The sequence below is a fragment of the Cellulomonas sp. T2.31MG-18 genome (assembly GCF_964266755.1).
In the GTDB taxonomy this organism is placed as follows: domain Bacteria; phylum Actinomycetota; class Actinomycetes; order Actinomycetales; family Cellulomonadaceae; genus Cellulomonas.
On sequence record NZ_CAXWGW010000001.1, the window covers coordinates 985,980 to 1,005,025 of the forward strand.

A 19,046-nucleotide genomic window follows, 5' to 3' on the forward strand; every position below is an offset into this window, starting at 1 on the left:
GACGGTGACAGGGACGACGGACTCGACGGGACCGCGCACGGAGCCGACACCTGACCCGACGGCCGCTGCGGCCGTGGACCCGCGGGTGCGGCGCGCGTCCGGTGCGCTGGCCCGGTACCGGGTGATGGCCTACGTCACCGGCTCGATGCTGCTGGTGCTGTGCCTCGAGATGGTGCTCAAGTACGGCTTCCACGTGAACGCGCTGGACTGGGTGCCGCGGCTGCACGGCTTCGTGTACATCGTGTACCTGGTCACCGTGTTCGACCTGTGGTCGGTGATGCGGTGGAAGCTGGGCCGGTTCGTCACCATGGCGGCGGCCGGCGTGGTCCCGGTGATGTCCTTCGTCCTCGAGCGGCGGGTGCACGCCGACGGTCAGGAGCGTCTGGCGACGCTCGGCCGCCGGTGAGCGCGGCAGGCCGTCAGGCACCTCTCGGTTAGCGGGCCCGCGTGCGGATCGTCCACGTCTCCGACTGCTTCCCGCCCCGGACGGGTGGCATCGAGACCCAGGTCAGCGACCTGGCGACCTACCAGGTCGCCGCAGGGCACGAGGTCCACGTGCTGACCGGGACGTTGGGCCCCGACGGCGAGCGGGGCGGCGCGCTGCAGGACGTCCGGGGCGTGCAGGTGCACCGCCTCGGTGCGCGCATGCCCTTCGAGCTGCCGGTGAACCCGCGCGGACCGCACCTGATCACGCAGGCGCTGCGCGCGGTGCAGCCCGACGTCGTGCACGTGCACGCGGGCGTGGTGTCGCCGTTCGCCTACGACGGGGCCCGCCTGGCGATCGCCGCCGGCCTGCCGACGGCGATCACGTGGCACTGCATGCTCGACGGCATCGCGCCCGTGCTGCACCGCGCCGTGCAGCTGTCGCACTGGCGCACGGTGCCGGCGGCGCTGTCGGCGGTGAGCTCGGCGGCCGCCGAGCGCGTCTCGGCGGTGTTCGAGGGACAGCCCGTCGACGTGCTGCCCAACGGTGTCGACCTGGACCGGTGGGCGCCGCGCGGCGACCCCGACCGGGCCGACCGACCGGGGGAGCGCGGGCCGCTGCGGCTGGTCGCCACCATGCGGCTCGCGCCGCGCAAGCGTGCGGTTCCGCTGGTCAGAGCGGTGGCGGAGGCTGCACGGCGGCTGCCGCCCGACCGGCTCCGGCTCACCGTCCTCGGCTCGGGGCCGGCCCGGGGGGCCGTGCAGGCCGCCGTCGAGGACAGCGGTCTGGAGCACCTGGTGGACCTGCGCGGACAGGTGCCGCGGGAGCAGGTGCGGGCGACGTACGAGGACGCGGACGTGTTCCTCGCCCCCGCCCAGCTCGAGGCGTTCGGCATCGCCGCGCTCGAGGCGCGGGCCGCCGGCCTTGTGGTGGTGGCACGCCGGGGGACGGGGATCGCGGAGTTCGTCGTCGACGGCGTCGACGGGCTGCTGGTGGAGGACGACGACGACATGGCGATGGCGATCGTGCGGCTCGCCCGGGACGGCGCACTGCTGGACCGGATGGCGGCCCACAACCGGTCCCGGCGACCCGATTTCGGATGGCAGCGGGTGCTCCGCGCCGCCGAGGTGGAGTACGAGCGCGCCCGCTCGCTCGTCGGCACGCACTGACGCTCCGTCGCCCCGTCCGGGGGCTGCCCGACCCCGTGCAAGGGGGGTCATGGGACGAGATCTGTCGACAAAGGGTGCCCTGACCTGCGGCGCTACATTCCGCGGGACCTGGGTCCCAGCCAGGTGCCTCCACCAGCAGCGACGCTTTCTCTCGAGCACAGACGCTCACCGAGGGCCGGATCTCGCCGGGCCTCGCCAGCTGCAGAGATTCACCAACGAATCGGGGAGACCATGTCCACCACCCTCAGCGAGCGCACCGGGACCGCCAGGGTCCTGGGCCTCATCGTTCTGATCTTCGGCGCCATCTTCATCGTCGCCGGCGGCGTCACGTGGGGCGCCGTGTCGGCGAACCTGGCCGACGAGAAGATCACCGTCTCGCCCGACGCCTCGGCCTTCGGTGGCCAGGACGTCAACTCGCCGTGGACGGCGTTCTCGCAGGCGATGATCATCCGCCACCACGCCCTGACGGCCAGCAACGACAAGACGTACGCCGAGCTCGGCGCCATGATCTCGGCCAAGCAGGCCGACCTCAAGGCCGCCGGCAAGTCCACTGACGAGATCGCCAAGGACGCCGACGTCGTCAAGCTGCAGGGCCAGCGCACCACCGTGATGAACGGCTCGTTCCTCCGCGCCTCGCTGTTCACCTCGGTGATCGCCTTCGGTGTCGCGCTCTTCGCGGTCGGCGTCGGCGTCGTGTTCGCCCTGATCGGCTGGACCCTGATGAAGCTGTCGCGGCCCGCCGCGGTGGCCACGGCGGCGGCTCGCGAGCCTGTCACCGTCTGACCTGCTCAGCACGCACGGTCCCACAGAACGAGGGACGGTCGACCAACCGGTCGACCGTCCCTCGTTCTTTCGTCCCTCATCACCCTGCTGACCTGCTGCTCGGCCGGGTCGGCCCACCGTCTCCGGCCCTCCGGGCCGACCCGACCGCCTCGCGGTGCACGTCCGCGGCGCGCCCTCCTGCGCGTCGGTTCAGGCCCGCCCGTCCCGCCGGTGCGGCCGGCGGAGCGCCACGACGAGCGAGCCGACCAGCAGCGCGACTCCCGCGCCGGCGAGCAGCACGATCAGTGCGAGCCCGCCGTCGATCCGGGCGCCCCAGGCGAACGAGACGATCCCGATGCCGACGACCGCCACCACCAGGCCCCACACCACCGTCCCGACCCGCAGCTCCGGCCCGGCCGGTGTGGCGGGCGCCGCTGCCGGAGCCGGTGCCGGAGCGGGTGCCGGCGTGGGTGCGGACGCCGGCGTGGGTGCTGGTGCCGCGGTCGGCCGCGGGGGTGCCGCCGTCTCGCTCGCCGCCGTCGACCGCGGCGCGTCCGCGCTCTCGCGGGACGTCGCGACCGTCTCCTCGGCGATCGGCAGCGGCCGGGTGGTCCCTGCGCTGTCCTGGTCCAGGGTGGCGGTGTCGACCGCCGGCTCGGCCTCGTCCGCCGCGACCGGCTCGATCGCCCGGGTGGGCGTCTCGTCGTCCGCCGCGGGCAGCGGGCGGGTGTCGTCGGTGCTCATCACTGCTCCTCGATGGTCAGGTCGCCGGTGCCCATGCTGATCCGCAGGTGCAGCTGCGACGTGCCGCTGGACGCGGCCTGGTTGGCGAAGTTGCGCTGGGAGATGCCGACGCCGTTCGCCTGGTCGGTGCCGCCGTCGAGCCGCCAGCTGACGGAGCCGGCGCCGAGGTCGACCGTCGCCGTGACGGCCGTGCCGTGCGGCACCACCACGGTGTAGTTGCCCACCGCGAGCCACAGCGGCACCTCGAGGGTGCTGGCGTCCATCGGCACCGAGCTGAGGTCGATGCGCGTGTTCCCGACGCCGGCGCGCACACCGCGTGCGGCCTCGGCGCGGTCGGACACCGTGACGGTGGACGACCCGTTGACCTGCTGCGCGTGCGACAGACCCGGTGAGGTCCAGTCGCTGCGCTCGCCGAGCGCGGCCGGTCCGGCGATCAGGACCGCGATGATGGCGACGGCGGTCAGCCCGCCGCTGCGTCGTCCCCGCAGCCCGACCGCGATGGTCGCCAGGCCGGCGAGCACCACGGTCACCCCCGCCGCCGTGGCGACGACCGGTCCCGTGAAGTCGGTGGTGCGCTGCGCGATCAGCAGGCCGGCGAGCGTCAGCAGGCCGAGCGCCACCACGCTGCCCACCCACGGCAGACCGGCGGAGCGCCGGACCGGCGAGGGGTACACGGGTGTGGCCGTCGCGACGGGGCGCGGCGGGACGGGTCCCGGGGAGTACGGAGCCTGCGGCGGGTAGCCGGGACGGCCGGACGGCGCTGCCGAGCCGGGGTACGGCCCGTAGGGGCCGGGCGGCGGGTAGGCGCCGGGGCCACCGGGCTGGCCGGTCGTCGGGGTCTGGGGTGCGGCGCCGTAGGCAGCGGGTGCCGGCATCTGCGCGGCCGGGCGGTAGCCGGCTGCGGCCGCAGAGGTGGTCGACGCCGTGCCGGGCACCGGGGGCACGGGTGCTCCGGGCGGCACCGGGCCGCCCGGGAACGGGCCGTAGGGCGTCGGTGGGCGCGGCGTGGTGGTCCGGTGGGATGCGGCGGTCGCGACCAGCACGACGGCGCCCACCACGGCGGCCACCCAGAACAGGCCCTGGATCCAGCCGGGGACGTGGCCGTCGAAGCCGAAGTAGGAGCCGCGTCCCAGCCCGACGAGCAGCATCACCAGTGCGCCGAGCAGCGCGATGTCCGGGTGCCCCAGCGTCAGGCCCTCGAGGTGGATGCGGCCGTCCCGCTGCTCCGGCAGCAGGGCCCAGCCGACGGCGTAGAGCACCAGGCCGAAGCCGCCCAGCAGCACGGTGACGGCGACGATGCCGCGCACCAGCAGCGGGTCGACGCCGAACCGGGCGGCCAGGCCGCCGCACACGCCGCCGATCCAGCGGTCGTCGGAACGGTAGAGCCCGGTGCGGCGGATCGCCGCGAAGAACCCCGCCGGTGGGGCGGGCGCCGGCCCGGGTGCCGGCGTCGGGGAGGTCGGGTTGTCCATGTCCCGATCGTCCGCCGGGGTGTCCCGCCGCCACCATCGGGTGGCCCCCTGAGCGCACCCTGAACCGCCCCTGATCCTGCCCCGGCGGCTGCCCTCACCAGCACCCGGACGTGTCACGATCGACCTGTGTGGACCGCTCCCGTGCCGCCTCCTGCGCCGCCGCGCCTGCCGTGGCGGCGCCCGGCCCAGGGCCGTCGGCTGGCCGGGGTGGCCATCGGGCTGGCCGTGCACCTCGGCATCTCGGTCCGCCTGGTGCGGGTCCTCTTCGTGGTGCTCACGCCCGTGCTCGGCGTCGGACCGCTGCTCTACGGGTTCTGGTGGCTGACGGTCCCGGAGGGCGACCCCGCCGAGGCGGCCGAGGCCGCGCGGCCCGCGGCGTTCGCCCGGCTGGCGCGCCGGCAGGGCACCGACGGCACCCCCAGCCGCCTCCCGGTGACGGACGTGGCCGTCGGCGTGCTGCTGATGGCGGGCGCGGCCGCGCTGCTGCTCGCCCGGCAGCAGGGGTCGCTCGGGCTGCAGTGGGTGCTGCCGGCGATGCTCGTCGCGGCCGGTCTGGTGCTCGCGTGGAGCCAGCTGGACGCCGTGCAGCGCGGACGGCTGCGGGAGCGCGCCGGTGGTCGCGTGCCCGTCAGCGTGCTGCGCCTGGTCGGCGGCGTGGTGCTGGCCGGCGTCGGGGTGCTGCTGCTGGTGGGTGGCGCAACCGGGCAGGGGATCGCGCCCGGTGTGCTGCTGCAGGCGGTGGTCGCGGCGGTCGCCGTGCTGGCCGGCGTCGGGCTGGTGCTCGCGCCGTGGTGGCTGCGGCTGTGGCGCGAGCTGGGGGACGAGCGTGCCGCCCGGGCTCGTGAGGCGGAGCGGGCGGACATGGCCGCGCACCTGCACGACTCCGTGCTGCAGACCCTCGCGCTGATCCGGGCCCGGTCGGACGAGCCTGCCGAGGTCGCCCGCATGGCCCGCGCCCAGGAGCGGGAGCTGCGCGAGTGGCTCTACGACGACCGACCGGCCCCCGGCACGTCGCTTGCGGCGGCCCTGCGCGCGGTGGTCGCCGAGGTGGAGGACTCCCGCTCGGGGCCGGGCGGTGAGCCCGTCGCGGTCGACACCGTCGTGGTCGGCGACCGGGTGCCCGACGAGGGGACCGACGCCCTGCTCGCCGCGAGCCGGGAGGCCCTGGTCAACGCCGTGGTGCACGGCCGCCCGCCGGTCTCGCTCTACCTCGAGGTCCGTCCGGACGAGGTCGAGGTGTTCGTCCGCGACCACGGCGACGGGTTCGACGTCGACGCGATCGGTCCCGACCGGTTCGGCGTGCGGGAGTCCATCATGGGGCGCGTGCACAGGCGCGGCGGCACGGCGACGGTGACCAGCCGGCCGGACCGCGGCACGGAGGTGCACCTGCTGCTCCCCGTCGGCGCCGCGGTCGTCCCGCCCGTGGTGGCGCGGCCGGCGGCGGACGGTGACGGACGGGCGGAGAGGACGGAGGTGGCCCGATGACGACGAGCGCGGTGCGCCCACCGGTGGACGTGGTGCTGGTGGACGACCACCACATGTTCCGCACCGGCGTGCGTGCGTCCCTGGACGAGCGTGTCGACGTGGTGGGCGAGGCCGACTGCGTCGACGAGGCCGTCGAGGTGATCCACCGGCTGCGGCCGCCCGTCGTGCTGCTCGACGTGCACCTGCCCGGGGGTGACGGCGGTGGCGGTGCCGAGGTGATCCGCCGGTGCGCGGACCTGCTCGCGGGCACCCGCTTCCTCGCGCTGTCGGTGTCCGACGCCGCCGAGGACGTCGTCGGTGTGATCCGCGTCGGCGCGCGCGGCTACGTCACCAAAGCGATCAGCGGTCCGGACCTGACCGACGCCGTGCTGCGCGTGGCCGGCGGCGATGCCGTCTTCTCCCCGCGGCTGGCCGGCTTCGTGCTCGACGCGTTCGGCACGGCGGCGGGCGACGTGGCCACGGGCGACGACGAGCTCGACCGCCTGTCGGCACGCGAGCGCGAGGTGATGCGGCTGATCGCGCGCGGCTACTCCTACCGGGAGGTGGCCGGCGAGCTGTTCATCTCGGTGAAGACGGTCGAGACCCACGTCTCGGCGGTGCTGCGCAAGCTGCAGCTGTCCAGCCGCTACGAGCTGACCCGGTGGGCGGCGGCGCGTCGGCTGCTCTGAGACGCGCCGCACGGGGCCGTCTCGTAGGGTCGCGCCATGACCGTCGTCGCTGGTGTCCTCATCGTGCTGCACCTGATCGGCTGGGCCATCGTGCTCGGCGGCGCCCTGGTGAGCCTCCGGCCGCCGCGCATCCCCACCGGGATGCTGCACGGCGCGCTGACCGCCCTGGTCACCGGTCTGATCCTCGCGTTCCTGCTCACGTCCGGCGCATGGAAGCCCGACGAGCACTTCAGCAACGCCAAGCTGGGCGTCAAGCTGGTCGTCGCCCTGATCGTCACCGGGCTGGTGGCGTGGGGCGGCCGGCGCAAGGACAAGGGCGTGCCGCGCTGGCTGGTGCTGACCATCGGCGGCCTGACGGCGTTCAACGTCGCGGTGGCGGTGCTCTGGCAGTAGCCCCGACGGGATGACGATCGGCGCGGCCGGGGAGCTGACCTGGCTCGTTGGCGCGCTGGTCGCGGTCGGCCTGGTGGGCACCGTGGTGCAGGTGCTGCCCGGCGCCCTGCTGGTCGGCGCGGCGGTCGCGGGATGGGGCGCGCTGACCGGTGGGCCGCGCGGCTGGACGGTCACCGTGGTCGCGGTGCTGCTCACCGCGGCCGGGCAGGTGCTGAAGTACCTGCTCGCCGGGCGGCAGCTGCGGCGCGGGGGAGTGCCGCGATCGGCCCTCGTGTGGGGCGGGGTGCTCGGCGTGGTCGGGTTCGTCGTCGTCCCGGTCGTCGGGGTGGTGCTCGGGTTCGTGCTCGGCGTCTACCTGGCGGAGCGGCTGCGGCTGCGGTCGCATGCAGCGGCCTGGCGCGCGACCGGCGTCGCCCTGCGCGCAGCCGGGCTGACGGTGCTCGTGGAGCTGACGGCGGCGCTCCTCGTCGCGGGCGTCTGGGTGGTGGCGCTGGTCACCCGCTGAGGAGGCCCGCCGCGCCCAGGTGTGTGGGTCCGCTCGCCTACCCTGGTAGGGCCATGACGTCGCTGTTCGAGAACCTGTCCCTGCCCCTCCCCGGGTCGGTCCGCGGCACCCCCGCGTCCGGCTCCGTCCGGCCCACGCACGTCGGGGAGTCCTCGGGCCTGCCGGTGGTGCTGCCGCCCCGGGAGGACGAGCGCGCCGGGGCGGCGACGGGCGCGGGGGCGCCCGAGGGCGCGGACGACGACCGTGCGCGTGCGCGCGAGCAGGCGCAGGCGCGCGACGAGGCCCGTGCCCACGAGCTGCTCGAGGGCCTGAACCCGCAGCAGCGCGCGGCCGTGCTGCACGAGGGCGGTCCGCTGCTGATCGTCGCGGGCGCCGGCTCCGGCAAGACGCGGGTGCTGACCCACCGGATCGCGCACCTGCTGGCCACGCACCACGCCCGGCCGGGGGAGATCCTCGCGATCACCTTCACCAACAAGGCCGCCGCCGAGATGCGTGAGCGCGTCGAGGCCCTGGTCGGCCCCTCGGCGCAGCGGATGTGGGTGTCCACCTTCCACTCGGCGTGCGTGCGCATCCTGCGCCGCGAGGCCACCACGCTCGGCCTGCGCTCCTCGTTCTCCATCTACGACTCGGCGGACTCGCAGCGCCTGCTGACGCTGGTCGCGCGCGAGCTCGACCTGGATCCCAAGCGCTACCCGGCCAAGGCGCTCGCGGCCAAGATCAGCAACCTCAAGGACGAGCTGGTCGACCCCGAGACGTTCGCGGCGACCAGCGGCCAGGGCGCCGCCAACGACTTCGACACCGCGCTCGCGCAGGTCTACAGCCGCTACCAGCAGCGCCTCCGGCAGGCCAGTGCGCTCGACTTCGACGACCTGATCATGACCACGGTCAGCCTGCTGCAGGCGTTCCCGGCGGTTGCCGAGCACTACCGCCGCCGGTTCCGGCACGTGCTGGTGGACGAGTACCAGGACACCAACCACGCGCAGTACGTGCTGGTCAAGGAGCTGGTCGGCGACGGCTCGGACGGCGTGCCGCGCGGCGAGCTGACGGTCGTGGGCGACGCCGACCAGTCGATCTACGCGTTCCGTGGCGCCAACATCCGCAACATCCTCGAGTTCGAGGCGGACTACCCGGACGCCAGCACCATCCTGCTCGAGCAGAACTACCGCTCCACGCAGACGATCCTCTCCGCGGCCAACGCGGTGATCTCCCGCAACCCCGGCCGCAAGCCCAAGCGGCTGTGGACGGACGCCGGTGCCGGCCCGCAGATCGTCGCGTACGTCGCGGACGACGAGCGCGAGGAGGCCCGGTTCGTCGCCGAGGAGATCGACCGCCTCGGCGACACCGCCGACGTGCGGCCCGGTGACGTCGCGATCTTCTACCGGGCCAACGCGCAGTCCCGCGCGATCGAGGAGGTGCTGGTCCGCGTCGGCCTGCCCTACAAGGTGGTCGGCGGCACGCGGTTCTACGAGCGCCGCGAGATCAAGGACGCGATCGCGTACCTGCGCGCGATCGCCAACCCGGACGACGACGTGAACACCCGCCGCATCCTCAACGTGCCCAAGCGCGGGCTGGGGGAGCGGTCCGAGGCGATGGTGGCCGCCTTCGCCGAGCGGGAGCGGATCAGCTTCGGGGCCGCGCTCGAGCGGCTCGACGAGGTGCCGGGACTGGGCACACGCGCGGTCACCGGCCTCACGGCCTTCCGGGAGCTGCTGGGCGGCCTGCGGGAGCTGGCGGCCGACGCCGGTCCGGCGACGGTGCTCGGCGCGGTGCTGGACCGCAGCGGCTACCTGGCGGAGCTGCGGGCGTCGGACGACCCGCAGGACGGCTCGCGGGTGGACAACCTCGCCGAGCTGCACGCGGTGGCCACGGAGTTCGAGCAGGGGGATCCCGACGGGGACCTCGCCGACTTCCTCGAGCGCGTGTCCCTGGTGGCGGACTCCGACCAGATCCCGACGCCGGACGGCGGCGACGAGGGCACGGGCCCCGACCAGGGCGTCGTCACGCTGATGACGCTGCACACCGCCAAGGGCCTGGAGTTCCCGGTGGTGTTCCTCACCGGCCTCGAGGACGGCACGTTCCCGCACCTGCGGTCGCTGTCCGACCCGGACCAGCTCGCGGAGGAGCGCCGGCTCGCGTACGTCGGGCTGACGCGTGCCCGGCAGCGGCTGTACATCTCGCGCGCCGCGGTCCGCACCGCCTGGGGCGTGCCGAACGAGTTCCCGCCGAGCCGGTTCCTCGAGGACCTCCCGGACGAGCTGATCGACTGGCGGCGGCGCGAGTCGTCGACGTCGCGGATCCGCGGCGGCTGGGGGTCCGGTTTCGGCAGCGGAGGCGGACGGGGCTCGTCCTGGTCCGACGGCCCACGGGGCTCCTCGGGCGGCGGGTCGGGATCGCGCACCGAGCGCGCCCCGCTGCCGTCCACCGGCGCGTCCTTCGGCTCGGCCAAGCCGCGGCCGGAGGGGGCGATCCCGGCGCTGGCCGTCGGCGACCGCGTGACGCACGACGCCTACGGCCTCGGCTCCGTCGTGGCGCTCGAGGGCGCCGGTCCCAACGCGGTGGTCAAGGTCGACTTCGGCTCGGCCGGCACCAAGCGGCTGCTGCTGCGGTTCTCGCCCGTGACCAAGCTGTAGCCCTCAGGCGCCGGCTGCGCGGTCGGTGTACGGCAGCACCACCTCGGTCCGCGGCTCGGGCACCCCCGGCTCGTCGAGGTAGGACTCCCACGGAGCTCCCGCGGGTTCCGCGCCGGCCTCGCTCACCGACCGCAGCAGCAGCTCGTACGCCGCGGCGACCGTGTCGTAGCTGCCGCGGTGCACCACGCTCACCGCCGGTCCGCCGGGCAGCGTGCGCGGCGCCACCCGGCCCTGCGCCACCACCGGCGCGTCCACCGGGAAGCCGGCCTCGACATCGAACGTGCCGTCACCGACGGGCACGTACCGGCCGAACGGCATGCCGGCGACGTGCCGGCCCTGCGCCGCGACGGTCGCCATCACCTCGCCGAACGCACCACCCAGGAACCCCGGCAGCTGTTCGGTCGTCATCCGCCCGCACACCACCGCCACCTGCTGCTCCGCGCGCACCTCACGCGCGATCTCCTCGGTCGTCATGGCTCCAGCGTCCCGCTGAGCCGGGTCGCCGTCGAGATGGTGCGTCACGAGCTGCGGCGTGGTGCAGAGGTCCTGATGGCGGTCCTATACAACGATGTACGATCCGACGGCGCGGCGTCGTGCGGTCCGGTGCGCGCAGCGTCTGCCACCCTGTGGCGGACGGGTGGGCGGGCGACGGGAGAGGGTGACGTGATGAGCCGTGCAGGTCGCACGGGCGGTGTGACGATGCACGACGTCGCCGCCCGGGCGGGTGTGTCCATCAAGACGGTCTCCAACGTGCTCAACGAGTACCCGTACATCCGCCCTGCCACGCGCGAGCGGGTCGAGCAGGCGATCGCGGACCTCGGATACCAGGTCAACCTCAGCGCGAGGAACCTGCGCCGCGGGTCCACCGGCATCATCGGCCTCGCCCTGCCGGAGCTGCGGCTGCCGTACTTCGCCGAGCTCGCCGACTCGGTGATCCGCGCCGCCGAGAGCGCGGGCCTGACGGTGCTGATCGAGCAGACCGGTGCCGAGCGCGCCCGGGAGCTCGCCGTCCTGACCAGCGCGCAGCGGCAGCTGACCGACGGGCTGCTCTACTCGCCCCTTGCGCTCGACCTCGGCGACCTGACGTCCTTGGAGCTGGACTTCCCCATGGTGCTGCTCGGCGAACGGATCTTCGGCGCGCGAGCGGACCACGTGACGATGGCCAACGTCGAGGCAGCCCGAGCCGCTACGGAGCACCTGATCGGGCGCGGCCGACGCCGCATCGCCGTCGTCGGCGCGCACCTCGGCGAGTCGTCGGGCTCGGCCGCCCTCCGGCTCGAGGGCTATCGAGCCGCGCTCGAGGGCGCCGGCCTGCCGTACGACCCGGCGCTGGTGGGGGAGGCCGGCCTCTGGCACCGCGCCACGGGTGCCGATGCGATGAACCGGCTGCTCGACGCCGGTGCGCCGATCGACGGGGTGTTCGCGATGAACGACGCGCTCGCGCTCGGTGTGCTGCACGCCTTGCACGACCGGGGGATCGAGGTGCCGGGCGAGGTGGCGGTGATCGGCTTCGACGACATCGAGGAGGCGCAGTACTCCACACCAACCCTGTCGTCGATCGCGCCGGGCCGCGAGCAGATCGCCCAGACGGCAGTCGGTCTGCTCAGGGAGCGGATCGAGCGCGGCGACGCGGCGGGCCCCCCACGCACGATCGTCGCGGACTACGTGGTTGTCGCGCGGGAGTCGACCCGCAGCTGAGCGGTGGAGATCAGTGGGACCGGGACATCGTGTCCGTTCTGTGACTTGTCATCCGGTCGACAGGTTCTCTATCGTTGTACTACAACGTTGCAGGGCGCGCGTCGCGCCTCGACGTGTCGGCCGGCGCAGTCGCCGGTACCTGACTCGGATCAAGGAGGATTCGGATGCGGAAGTCCTTGCTCGCAAGGTGGGTCGCCCTGCCCGCGGCGGCAGCCCTCGCACTGCTCACGGCCTGCAGCAGCGGAGGCAGCAGCGCCTCGTCCACAGCGTCGGCCGCAGCGGCCGGCTCGTGCACCAACACCATCCAGAAGCCGTCGGCCAAGAAGGTGACGGTCTGGGCCTGGTACCCGGCGTTCGACAAGGTGGTGGACCAGTTCAACTCGACCCACGACGACGTCCAGATCTGCTGGACCAACGCGGGTCAGGGGAACGACGAGTACACCAAGTTCTCCACCGCCATCGAGGCGAAGTCGGGTGCGCCGGACGTCATCATGCTCGAGGCGGAGGTGCTGTCGAGCTTCACGATTCGTAACGCGCTCGTCGACCTCTCGTCGTACGGTGCCGCGGACGTCGCCAAGGACTACACGGCAGGTGCGTGGAAGGACGTCTCCAGCGGTTCGCACGTCTACGCGATCCCGGTCGACGGCGGACCGATGGGCATGCTCTACCGCGCGGACATCTTCGCCAAGTACAACGTCCCGGTCCCCACGACCTGGGACGAGTTCGCCACCGCGGCCCAGAAGCTCAGGGACGCGGGCTACAAGGGGTACATCACCAACTTCCCGACCAACGGCCGGGCGTTCAACCAGGCGCTGTTCTCGCAGGTCGGCTCGACGCCCTTCACGTACGACTCCACCAAGCCCACGGATGTCGGCATCAAGGCGAACGACGACAACGCCAAGAAGGTCCTGAGCTACTGGAAGGGCCTGCTCGACAAGAAGCTCGTCGCCGCCGACGACGCCTTCACCACCGACTACAACACCAAGCTCGTCGACGGTACGTACGCCGTCTACCTGGCGGCGGCGTGGGGCCCGGGCTACCTCAAGGGCCTGTCCGGGAGCGACGCGAGCGCGCAGTGGAAGGCGGCGCCCATCCCGCAGTGGGACGCCTCCAGCCCCGTCCAGATCAACTGGGGTGGGTCAACCTTCGCGGTGACCAGCCAGGCGAAGGACAAGGCCGCCGCCGCTGAGGTGGCGAAGGGTGTCTTCAACACGGAAGCGGCGTGGAAGATCGGTATCGAGCAGGGCGCCCTGTTCCCACTGTGGAAGCCGATCCTCGACTCGGACTACTTCAAGAACCTCGCGTACCCGTTCTTCGGTGGTCAGCAGATCAACAAGGACGTGTTCCTCACCGCGGCCGCCGGCTACAAGGGCTTCACGTTCAGCCCGTTCCAGAACTACGCGTTCGACCAGCAGACTCAGCAGCTGTACGACATGGCGCAGGGTAAGCAGGACGCCTCGACCGCGCTGGACAACCTGCAGAACAGCCTCGTGCAGTACGCCAAGCAGCAGGGCTTCAAGGTCAGCAACTGAGGTCCTCGTCCCGGGGTCGGCGCGTCGTCCGCGCGCCGACCCCGGGCCTGGCGGAAGGAAGGTCCATGAGCACCATCACGTCCACCGCACCGCAGCGCAGCGCGACGACGGCCCGGGGTGCGGCGAGCTCGATCGAGACGAACAGGCAGCGCTGGGGCTGGCTCTTCGTGACACCGTTCACCGTCATCTTCCTGGCATTCCTCGTGGCGCCCATCGCGTACGCGTTCTGGATGAGCCTGCGGTCGAAGACTCTCGCCACCGGCGACCGCTTCGTGGGCCTCGGCAACTACGCGAGGGCCTTCACCGACCCGCTGTTCCTGCACGGTCTCGAGCGCGTCGCGCTGTACGCGATCGTCATGGTGCCGGTGCAGATCGTGGTCGCCCTCGTCGCGGCGCTCGTGCTCGACACGCTGACGACGCGCCTGTCCAAGTTCTCCCGGCTGATGATCTTCGTGCCCTATGCGGTGCCCGCCATGATCGGTGCGCTGATGTGGGGGTTCCTCTACAGCCCCCGGTTCGGGCCCGCCAACGACATCCTCGCCCTGGTGGGTCTGCACGCCCCGAGCTTCCTGGCGCAGAACATGATCTTCGCCAGCCTCGTCAACATCGTGACCTGGCAGTGGTCGGGCTACTACATGGTGGTCATCTACGCGGCCCTGCGTTCCGTGGATCCGTCGATCTACGAGGCGGCGCGCATCGACGGTGCCAGCGGATGGCAGATCTCGACGCGCATCAAGGTGCCGATGATCTCCAGCTCGATGGTGATGGTCGTGGTGTTCTCGCTCATCGGCACGCTGCAGTTCTTCACCGAGCCGCAGGTGCTGCGCTCCATCGCGCAGGGCGCGATCCCGCCCGACTACACGCCCAACATGTACGCGTACTCGCTGGCGTTCTCCTACAGCCAGTTCAACTACGCGTCCACCATCGCCTTCGCGCTCGGGGTCGTCGTCTTCATCGGCTCCTACTTCTTCCTCTTCCTGACGCGCAAGCAGAGCGGACTGCAGTCATGACCACGAGCCTTCGTCAGCCGACTGCCCGGCACCAGGACGCGGACGTCGCCGCCAACGTCGCCCGGCGCAGCCCGCGGCTGGGTTCGCACCTCTTCCTGCTGGTCCTCGTCCTCTACTTCATCCTCCCGCTGTGGTGGCTGGTGGTCGCCGCGACCAAGAGCAACTCCGGTCTCTTCACCGGCGCGCACGGCCCCCTGTGGTTCGACTCGCACCTGAACCTGCTGGACAACCTGCGTGGCCTGGGGCAGCACCAGGGCGGCATCTACTGGCGGTGGCTCGCCAACTCGTTCGTCTACGCGCTGTCCGGTGGCATCGGCGCCACGGTGCTTGCCATCCTCGCCGGCTACGGGTTCGCCAAGTACCGGTTCCGCGGACGCAACCTGTACTTCTCGGTGCTCCTGGGCTCGGTGATGGTGCCGCTCACCGCGCTGGTGATCCCGACGTTCGTGCTGCTGAGCCGGGTGGGCCTGGTGAACACGATGTGGGCCGTCATCCTGCCGTCGCTGCTGTCCCCGCTCGGCGTGTACCTGATGCGCGTGTACACGCAGGACGCGGTGCCGGACGAGATGCTCGACGCCGCGCGCGTGGACGGTGCGGGCGAGCTGCGGGTGTTCGCCCAGGTGGCCCTGCCCCTCCTGCGGCCGGCGATCGTGACGGTGCTCCTGCTGACCGTCGTGGCGACGTGGAACAACTTCTTCCTGCCGCTCGCCATGGTCCAGAACCCGCAGCTGCTCCCCGTCACCGTCGGCCTGAACAACTGGCAGGCGTTGTCGAACGCCGGTGCCGGCGGCGAGCAGGTGTGGAACCTCATCACCACGGGAGCGCTGGTCTCCGTCCTCCCGCTGATCATCGCGTTCCTCAGCCTGCAGAAGTACTGGCAGGGCGGCCTGTCGCTCGGCTCGATCAAGTAGTGCGACGGCACGGCGCCCGCCAGGGCGGCACCGTGCCGGCGCGGTTCCCTCGCACGTCACCACGAACCAGGAGCTCCACCCGCATGTTCACTGCCACCCTCACCCTCGACCCGGCGTTCCGCGTCGGCCCGGTCCGCCGCCGCACCTTCGGCTCGTTCGTCGAGCACCTCGGTCGCTGCGTGTACACCGGCATCCACGACCCGTCCCACCCGACGGCGGACGCGGACGGCTTCCGCAAGGACGTCATCGAGCTGACGCGCGAGCTCGGCGTCTCGACCGTGCGCTACCCGGGCGGGAACTTCGTGTCCGGGTACCGGTGGGAGGACGGCATCGGACCGGTGGAGGGCCGCCCGCGGCGACTGGATCTCGCCTGGCACTCGACCGAGCCGAACCTCGTCGGCGTGGACGAGTTCATGCGGTGGGCCGCCGCCGCGGACGTCGAGCCGATGATGGCGGTGAACCTCGGCACCCGGGGTATCCAGGAGGCGCTGGACGTTCTCGAGTACTGCAACGTCGCGGGTGGGACCGCTCTGTCCGACCTGCGGCGGGCCAACGGTGCGGCCGCGCCGTACAAGGTGAAGATGTGGTGCCTGGGCAACGAGATGGACGGCCCCTGGCAGATCGGTCACAAGACCGCCCACGAGTACGGCCGGCTGGCGGCGGAGACCGCGCGGGCCATGCGGATGATCGACCCGGACCTGGAGCTGGTGGCCAGCGGGTCGTCGGGGGTCGGGATGCCGACCTTCGGCGAGTGGGAGCAGACGGTGCTCACCGAGGCCTACGAGCAGGTCGACATGATCTCGGCCCACGCCTACTACTGCGAGCAGGACGGCGACCTCGGCTCGTTCCTCGCGTCGGCGCTCGACATGGACCACTTCATCACGTCGGTCGCGGCCACGGCGGACGCCGTCCGCGCCCACAAGAAGCTGTCCAAGCGCATCGCGATCTCGTTCGACGAGTGGAACGTCTGGTACCAGCACCGGGCCGAGTCCCAGCCGCCGACCGGCGACGACTGGCCGGTGGCGCCCGTCCTGCTGGAGGACCGCTACAACGTGGCGGACGCGGTGGTGGTCGGCAGCCTGCTGATCAGCCTGCTGCGGCACACCGACCGGGTCGCGGCCGCCAGCCTCGCCCAGCTGGTCAACGTGATCGCGCCGATCATGACGGAGCCGGGCGGCCGGTCGTGGAAGCAGACGATCTTCCACCCGTTCGCGCAGGCGTCGTCCGCCGCCCTCGGCGACGTGCTGCAGGTGGCGATCGACGTGCCGACGTACGAGACGGCGAAGTTCGGGGACGCCCCCCTGGTCGATGCGGTCGCGACCCACGATCCCGAGACGGGTGCCGTGGCGCTGTTCGCCGTCAACCGCTCGACGACGCAGGAGGGCCGCCTCGAGGTGGACCTGCGCTCGATCCCGGGCCTGCAGCTCACGTCCGCGAGCACGCTGTCCAACCCCGACCACACCTGGCAGGCGACGGCGGACGACGACAGCAGCGTGGCGCCTCGCTCGAACGCGACCGCCGCGGTGCGGGACGGACGGCTCAGCCTGACGGTGCCGCCGGTGTCCTGGAACGTGGTCCGGCTGGGACTGTGACCCGGCCCCACCCGCTGGCTCTCCGGTGCCTGTGACCCGGCAGGTGGCGACGTCCGGCCCCAACCCTGGACGTCGTCACCTGCTGGCAGCCGCGCTGCTGCTGGCGGTCGTCCTGCTGACCGCCGGTTGCGTGGCGTCCGGGGCGGGCCCGGCGACGGCGACGAGCGCCGCCGGGCCCGCCGCCGAGGCGCTGGACCTGCACGGCGACCTGCACACCCACGACCCCGCGCTGGTGGCCGGGACCGGCAAGCAGCCCTGGTACGTCTTCTCGACGGGCGACGTGCACGTGGGGCTCGGTGCTCCGCAGGTCCGCCGGTCGACGGACGGTGGACGCACCTGGACGTACGTCGGCACCGTGTGGGACGCCGCGACACGTCCGCAGTGGGTGTACCAGCGGGTCAAGGGCGTGCAGAACTTCTGGGCACCGGAGGTCGTCGAGCACGACGGCACGTACTACCTCTACTACGCGGCGTCGACGTTCGGTTCCAACACCTCGGTGATCGGGCTCACCACCAACACGACGCTCGACCCGGCGGACCCGGCCTACCACTGGGTGGACCGGGGCGAGGTGTGGCACTCCACGGCCGGCCAGAGCAGCGACAACGCGATCGACCCCGGTGTCGTGACCGATGCGTCGGGCACGCCCTGGATGGCGTACGGCTCCTTCTGGAGCGGCATCCGGCTGCTGCAGCTGCAGTGGCCGTCCGGCAAGCCGGCGCCGGGCGCCAGCCCGACCACGATCGCGAGCCGCCTCGGCCCACCCGACGCGATCGAGGCCGGCTACCTGGTGCACCGTGGCCGCTGGTACTACCTCTTCGTCTCGCGGGACAGCTGCTGCCGAGGGACCGCGTCCACGTACAACATCGCGGTGGCTCGGTCGACCGACGTGCGGGGTCCGTACATCGGCCGCACCGGGACCCCGGCGACGCTCGACGGTGCGACGCCGCTGCTCGGTACCACCGGGACGATGGTCGGCCCGGGCGGGCAGTCGTACTCGAACGGGTACCTGGCCTTCCACTACTACGACGCGACGGCCGGCGGCGACTTTAGGCTGGCGATCCGCAAGCTGGCGTGGACGGACGACGGGTGGCCGGTGGCGACCACGGCGGCGGAGCAGGCCGGCACCGCCGCGAGCGCCGGACCGTCACCACGGCCCTGACGCGGCCGGTGCGGGGCGGTCTCAGCCGACCAGCACGCCGGCCGGCCCGTCGTCCGGCTCGGCCCACGCCCGTCGGACCGCCCGCCGGACCTCCTCCGGTGCCAGCCCGAGGCCGAGCAGTACCTGGTGCGCCGGCACGTCCTCGAGACGCACGGCCGCGAGCAGCAGGTGGCCGGTGTCGATCCGCCGGTGCCCGGCTGCGACCGCCTCGCGCAGGGTGGTCTCGAGCAGCTTCTTGGCGGTGGTGTCGAAGGGGACGTGCGTGCCTCGTCGGCCGCCCCGGCCGGGTGCGGGCCGGTCGAGCGCACCGACACCGAACAGCCGCTCGGCCCGGGCGCGGACGGCCTCGAGGTCGATGCCGAGCGCCGCGAGGGCGTCCGCGTCGAGCCCGGTGCTGCTGCGGCGCCGCACCGCGGCGTCGACGTCGGCCGGCCGGATGCCGAGCGAGGCGAGCGCGCGGGAGGCGGCCGACCCCTCGGTCCGCACCGCGCCGGCCAGCAGGTGCTGGGTGCCGATCCGGTCGGCGTGCAGCTCGCGCGCGAGCTCCTGCGCCTGCACCACGGCGGTGCGGGCGTCCTGCGTGAACCTCTCGAACATCAGCCCAACCTCTTCCCGTACTTCTGGTGGACGGCCTGCCGGGACACGCCCAGGGCGGCGGCGACCTGCTGCCACGACCAGCCGAGCCGCCGCGCACGCTCCACCTGCAGCGCCTCGAGGCGGTCGGCGAGCTCACGCAGCGCCCCGACGGCGGCCAGGCCGCTCGCCGGGTCGTCGGAGGTCGCCCTGTCGAGCAACGTGTCGGTCATGGGCGTCAACCTAGATTGACGTTCGACGCTCTGTCAAGGCGGCTTGACGCCTCTGGAGGCAGATGCAGCTCGGCGGCCACCACCCC

General features: G+C 72.8%; 19 protein-coding genes. 14 read left to right on the plus strand and 5 right to left on the minus strand.

Features of this window, described 5'->3' with window-relative positions:
* Positions 1-4: 4 nt before the first annotated feature.
* The 3 genes from ACFQTY_RS04615 to ACFQTY_RS04625 all read left to right on the plus strand — a co-directional run bounded on the left by ACFQTY_RS04615 (position 5) and on the right by ACFQTY_RS04625 (position 2,376).
* Positions 5-406: a DUF3817 domain-containing protein gene (locus ACFQTY_RS04615; RefSeq protein WP_378097838.1), complete on the plus strand. Its 402-nt coding sequence runs from the start codon at positions 5-7 to the stop codon at positions 404-406.
* Positions 407-447: 41 nt separating this feature from the next.
* Positions 448-1,593, plus strand: coding sequence for a glycosyltransferase family 4 protein (locus ACFQTY_RS04620; protein ID WP_378097841.1), 1,146 nt, complete (start codon positions 448-450; stop codon positions 1,591-1,593).
* 231 nt (positions 1,594-1,824) lie between these two features.
* On the plus strand, positions 1,825-2,376 hold the full coding sequence (locus tag ACFQTY_RS04625) for an aromatic ring-opening dioxygenase LigA (protein WP_378097845.1): 552 nt from the start codon (positions 1,825-1,827) through the stop codon (positions 2,374-2,376).
* Between the two features lie 189 nt (positions 2,377-2,565).
* Here ACFQTY_RS04625 and ACFQTY_RS04630 read toward each other — a convergent pair whose 3' ends face one another.
* Positions 2,566-3,099 carry a hypothetical protein gene (locus ACFQTY_RS04630; RefSeq protein ID WP_378097848.1) on the minus strand — a complete coding sequence of 178 codons (534 nt, stop codon included), beginning with the start codon at positions 3,097-3,099 and terminating at the stop codon, positions 2,566-2,568.
* On the minus strand, positions 3,099-4,571 hold the full coding sequence (locus ACFQTY_RS04635) for a PspC domain-containing protein (protein WP_378097851.1): 1,473 nt from the start codon (positions 4,569-4,571) through the stop codon (positions 3,099-3,101). Before ACFQTY_RS04635 ends, ACFQTY_RS04630 begins: the two co-directional genes overlap by 1 nt.
* 126 nt (positions 4,572-4,697) lie before the next feature.
* Between ACFQTY_RS04635 and ACFQTY_RS04640 the strand changes: the two genes are divergently transcribed.
* The 5 genes from ACFQTY_RS04640 to pcrA are packed head-to-tail and all read left to right on the plus strand — an operon-like array spanning position 4,698 to position 10,252.
* Entirely contained in the window at positions 4,698-6,056 is a 1,359-nt protein-coding gene (locus ACFQTY_RS04640; protein WP_378097854.1) for a PspC domain-containing protein, read from the plus strand.
* Entirely contained in the window at positions 6,053-6,724 is a 672-nt protein-coding gene (locus ACFQTY_RS04645; protein ID WP_263729599.1) for a response regulator transcription factor, read from the plus strand. Before ACFQTY_RS04640 ends, ACFQTY_RS04645 begins: the two co-directional genes overlap by 4 nt.
* Positions 6,725-6,760: 36 nt before the next feature.
* Positions 6,761-7,117, plus strand: a complete 357-nt coding sequence (locus ACFQTY_RS04650) for a hypothetical protein (RefSeq protein ID WP_378097858.1) — start codon at positions 6,761-6,763, stop codon at positions 7,115-7,117.
* Between the two features lie 10 nt (positions 7,118-7,127).
* Entirely contained in the window at positions 7,128-7,622 is a 495-nt protein-coding gene (locus ACFQTY_RS04655; protein ID WP_291757800.1) for a DUF456 domain-containing protein, read from the plus strand.
* Between the two features lie 53 nt (positions 7,623-7,675).
* On the plus strand, positions 7,676-10,252 hold the full coding sequence (pcrA, locus tag ACFQTY_RS04660; RefSeq protein WP_378097862.1) for a DNA helicase PcrA: 2,577 nt from the start codon (positions 7,676-7,678) through the stop codon (positions 10,250-10,252).
* Between the two features lie 3 nt (positions 10,253-10,255).
* Here pcrA and ACFQTY_RS04665 read toward each other — a convergent pair whose 3' ends face one another.
* Complete coding sequence (locus tag ACFQTY_RS04665) at positions 10,256-10,726, minus strand: GyrI-like domain-containing protein (protein ID WP_378097865.1); 471 nt, start codon at positions 10,724-10,726, stop codon at positions 10,256-10,258.
* A 192-nt stretch (positions 10,727-10,918) separates the two neighbouring features.
* Between ACFQTY_RS04665 and ACFQTY_RS04670 the strand changes: the two genes are divergently transcribed.
* The 6 genes from ACFQTY_RS04670 (at position 10,919) to ACFQTY_RS04695 (ending at position 18,154) form a co-directional block, all read left to right on the plus strand.
* Complete coding sequence (locus ACFQTY_RS04670; RefSeq protein WP_378097869.1) at positions 10,919-11,950, plus strand: LacI family DNA-binding transcriptional regulator; 1,032 nt, start codon at positions 10,919-10,921, stop codon at positions 11,948-11,950.
* Between the two features lie 164 nt (positions 11,951-12,114).
* Positions 12,115-13,482, plus strand: coding sequence for an ABC transporter substrate-binding protein (locus tag ACFQTY_RS04675; protein WP_378097872.1), 1,368 nt, complete (start codon positions 12,115-12,117; stop codon positions 13,480-13,482).
* A gap of 65 nt (positions 13,483-13,547) precedes the next feature.
* Positions 13,548-14,492, plus strand: coding sequence for a carbohydrate ABC transporter permease (locus ACFQTY_RS04680; protein WP_378097875.1), 945 nt, complete (start codon positions 13,548-13,550; stop codon positions 14,490-14,492).
* Positions 14,489-15,403: a carbohydrate ABC transporter permease gene (locus ACFQTY_RS04685; protein WP_378097878.1), complete on the plus strand. Its 915-nt coding sequence runs from the start codon at positions 14,489-14,491 to the stop codon at positions 15,401-15,403. Before ACFQTY_RS04680 ends, ACFQTY_RS04685 begins: the two co-directional genes overlap by 4 nt.
* Before the next feature lie 83 nt (positions 15,404-15,486).
* Entirely contained in the window at positions 15,487-16,995 is a 1,509-nt protein-coding gene (locus tag ACFQTY_RS04690; RefSeq protein ID WP_378097881.1) for an alpha-N-arabinofuranosidase, read from the plus strand.
* Between the two features lie 25 nt (positions 16,996-17,020).
* Positions 17,021-18,154 carry an arabinan endo-1,5-alpha-L-arabinosidase gene (locus ACFQTY_RS04695; RefSeq protein ID WP_378097885.1) on the plus strand — a complete coding sequence of 378 codons (1,134 nt, stop codon included), beginning with the start codon at positions 17,021-17,023 and terminating at the stop codon, positions 18,152-18,154.
* 21 nt (positions 18,155-18,175) lie between these two features.
* On the opposite strand, the gene ACFQTY_RS04700 is transcribed toward ACFQTY_RS04695, so the two are convergent.
* Positions 18,176-18,751, minus strand: coding sequence for a Clp protease N-terminal domain-containing protein (locus ACFQTY_RS04700; RefSeq protein WP_378097888.1), 576 nt, complete (start codon positions 18,749-18,751; stop codon positions 18,176-18,178).
* On the minus strand, positions 18,751-18,969 hold the full coding sequence (locus ACFQTY_RS04705; RefSeq protein WP_378097891.1) for a helix-turn-helix domain-containing protein: 219 nt from the start codon (positions 18,967-18,969) through the stop codon (positions 18,751-18,753). The genes ACFQTY_RS04700 and ACFQTY_RS04705 overlap by 1 nt, the downstream gene beginning before the upstream one ends.
* Between the last annotated feature and the right edge of the window lie 77 nt (positions 18,970-19,046).

What these genes read in the sequence shown, in the direction of transcription:
- ACFQTY_RS04625 (WP_378097845.1), top strand. Translation starts at nt 1,825, where the DNA reads ATGTCCACCACCCTCAGCGAGCGCACCGGGACCGCCAGGGTCCTGGGC.
- ACFQTY_RS04630 (WP_378097848.1), bottom strand. Translation starts at nt 3,099, where the DNA reads ATGAGCACCGACGACACCCGCCCGCTGCCCGCGGCGGACGACGAGACG.
- ACFQTY_RS04635 (WP_378097851.1), bottom strand. Translation starts at nt 4,571, where the DNA reads ATGGACAACCCGACCTCCCCGACGCCGGCACCCGGGCCGGCGCCCGCC.
- ACFQTY_RS04645 (WP_263729599.1), top strand. Translation starts at nt 6,053, where the DNA reads ATGACGACGAGCGCGGTGCGCCCACCGGTGGACGTGGTGCTGGTGGAC.
- ACFQTY_RS04650 (WP_378097858.1), top strand. Translation starts at nt 6,761, where the DNA reads ATGACCGTCGTCGCTGGTGTCCTCATCGTGCTGCACCTGATCGGCTGG.
- ACFQTY_RS04655 (WP_291757800.1), top strand. Translation starts at nt 7,128, where the DNA reads ATGACGATCGGCGCGGCCGGGGAGCTGACCTGGCTCGTTGGCGCGCTG.
- pcrA (WP_378097862.1), top strand. Translation starts at nt 7,676, where the DNA reads ATGACGTCGCTGTTCGAGAACCTGTCCCTGCCCCTCCCCGGGTCGGTC.
- ACFQTY_RS04665 (WP_378097865.1), bottom strand. Translation starts at nt 10,726, where the DNA reads ATGACGACCGAGGAGATCGCGCGTGAGGTGCGCGCGGAGCAGCAGGTG.
- ACFQTY_RS04670 (WP_378097869.1), top strand. Translation starts at nt 10,919, where the DNA reads ATGAGCCGTGCAGGTCGCACGGGCGGTGTGACGATGCACGACGTCGCC.
- ACFQTY_RS04675 (WP_378097872.1), top strand. Translation starts at nt 12,115, where the DNA reads ATGCGGAAGTCCTTGCTCGCAAGGTGGGTCGCCCTGCCCGCGGCGGCA.
- ACFQTY_RS04680 (WP_378097875.1), top strand. Translation starts at nt 13,548, where the DNA reads ATGAGCACCATCACGTCCACCGCACCGCAGCGCAGCGCGACGACGGCC.
- ACFQTY_RS04685 (WP_378097878.1), top strand. Translation starts at nt 14,489, where the DNA reads ATGACCACGAGCCTTCGTCAGCCGACTGCCCGGCACCAGGACGCGGAC.
- ACFQTY_RS04690 (WP_378097881.1), top strand. Translation starts at nt 15,487, where the DNA reads ATGTTCACTGCCACCCTCACCCTCGACCCGGCGTTCCGCGTCGGCCCG.
- ACFQTY_RS04700 (WP_378097888.1), bottom strand. Translation starts at nt 18,751, where the DNA reads ATGTTCGAGAGGTTCACGCAGGACGCCCGCACCGCCGTGGTGCAGGCG.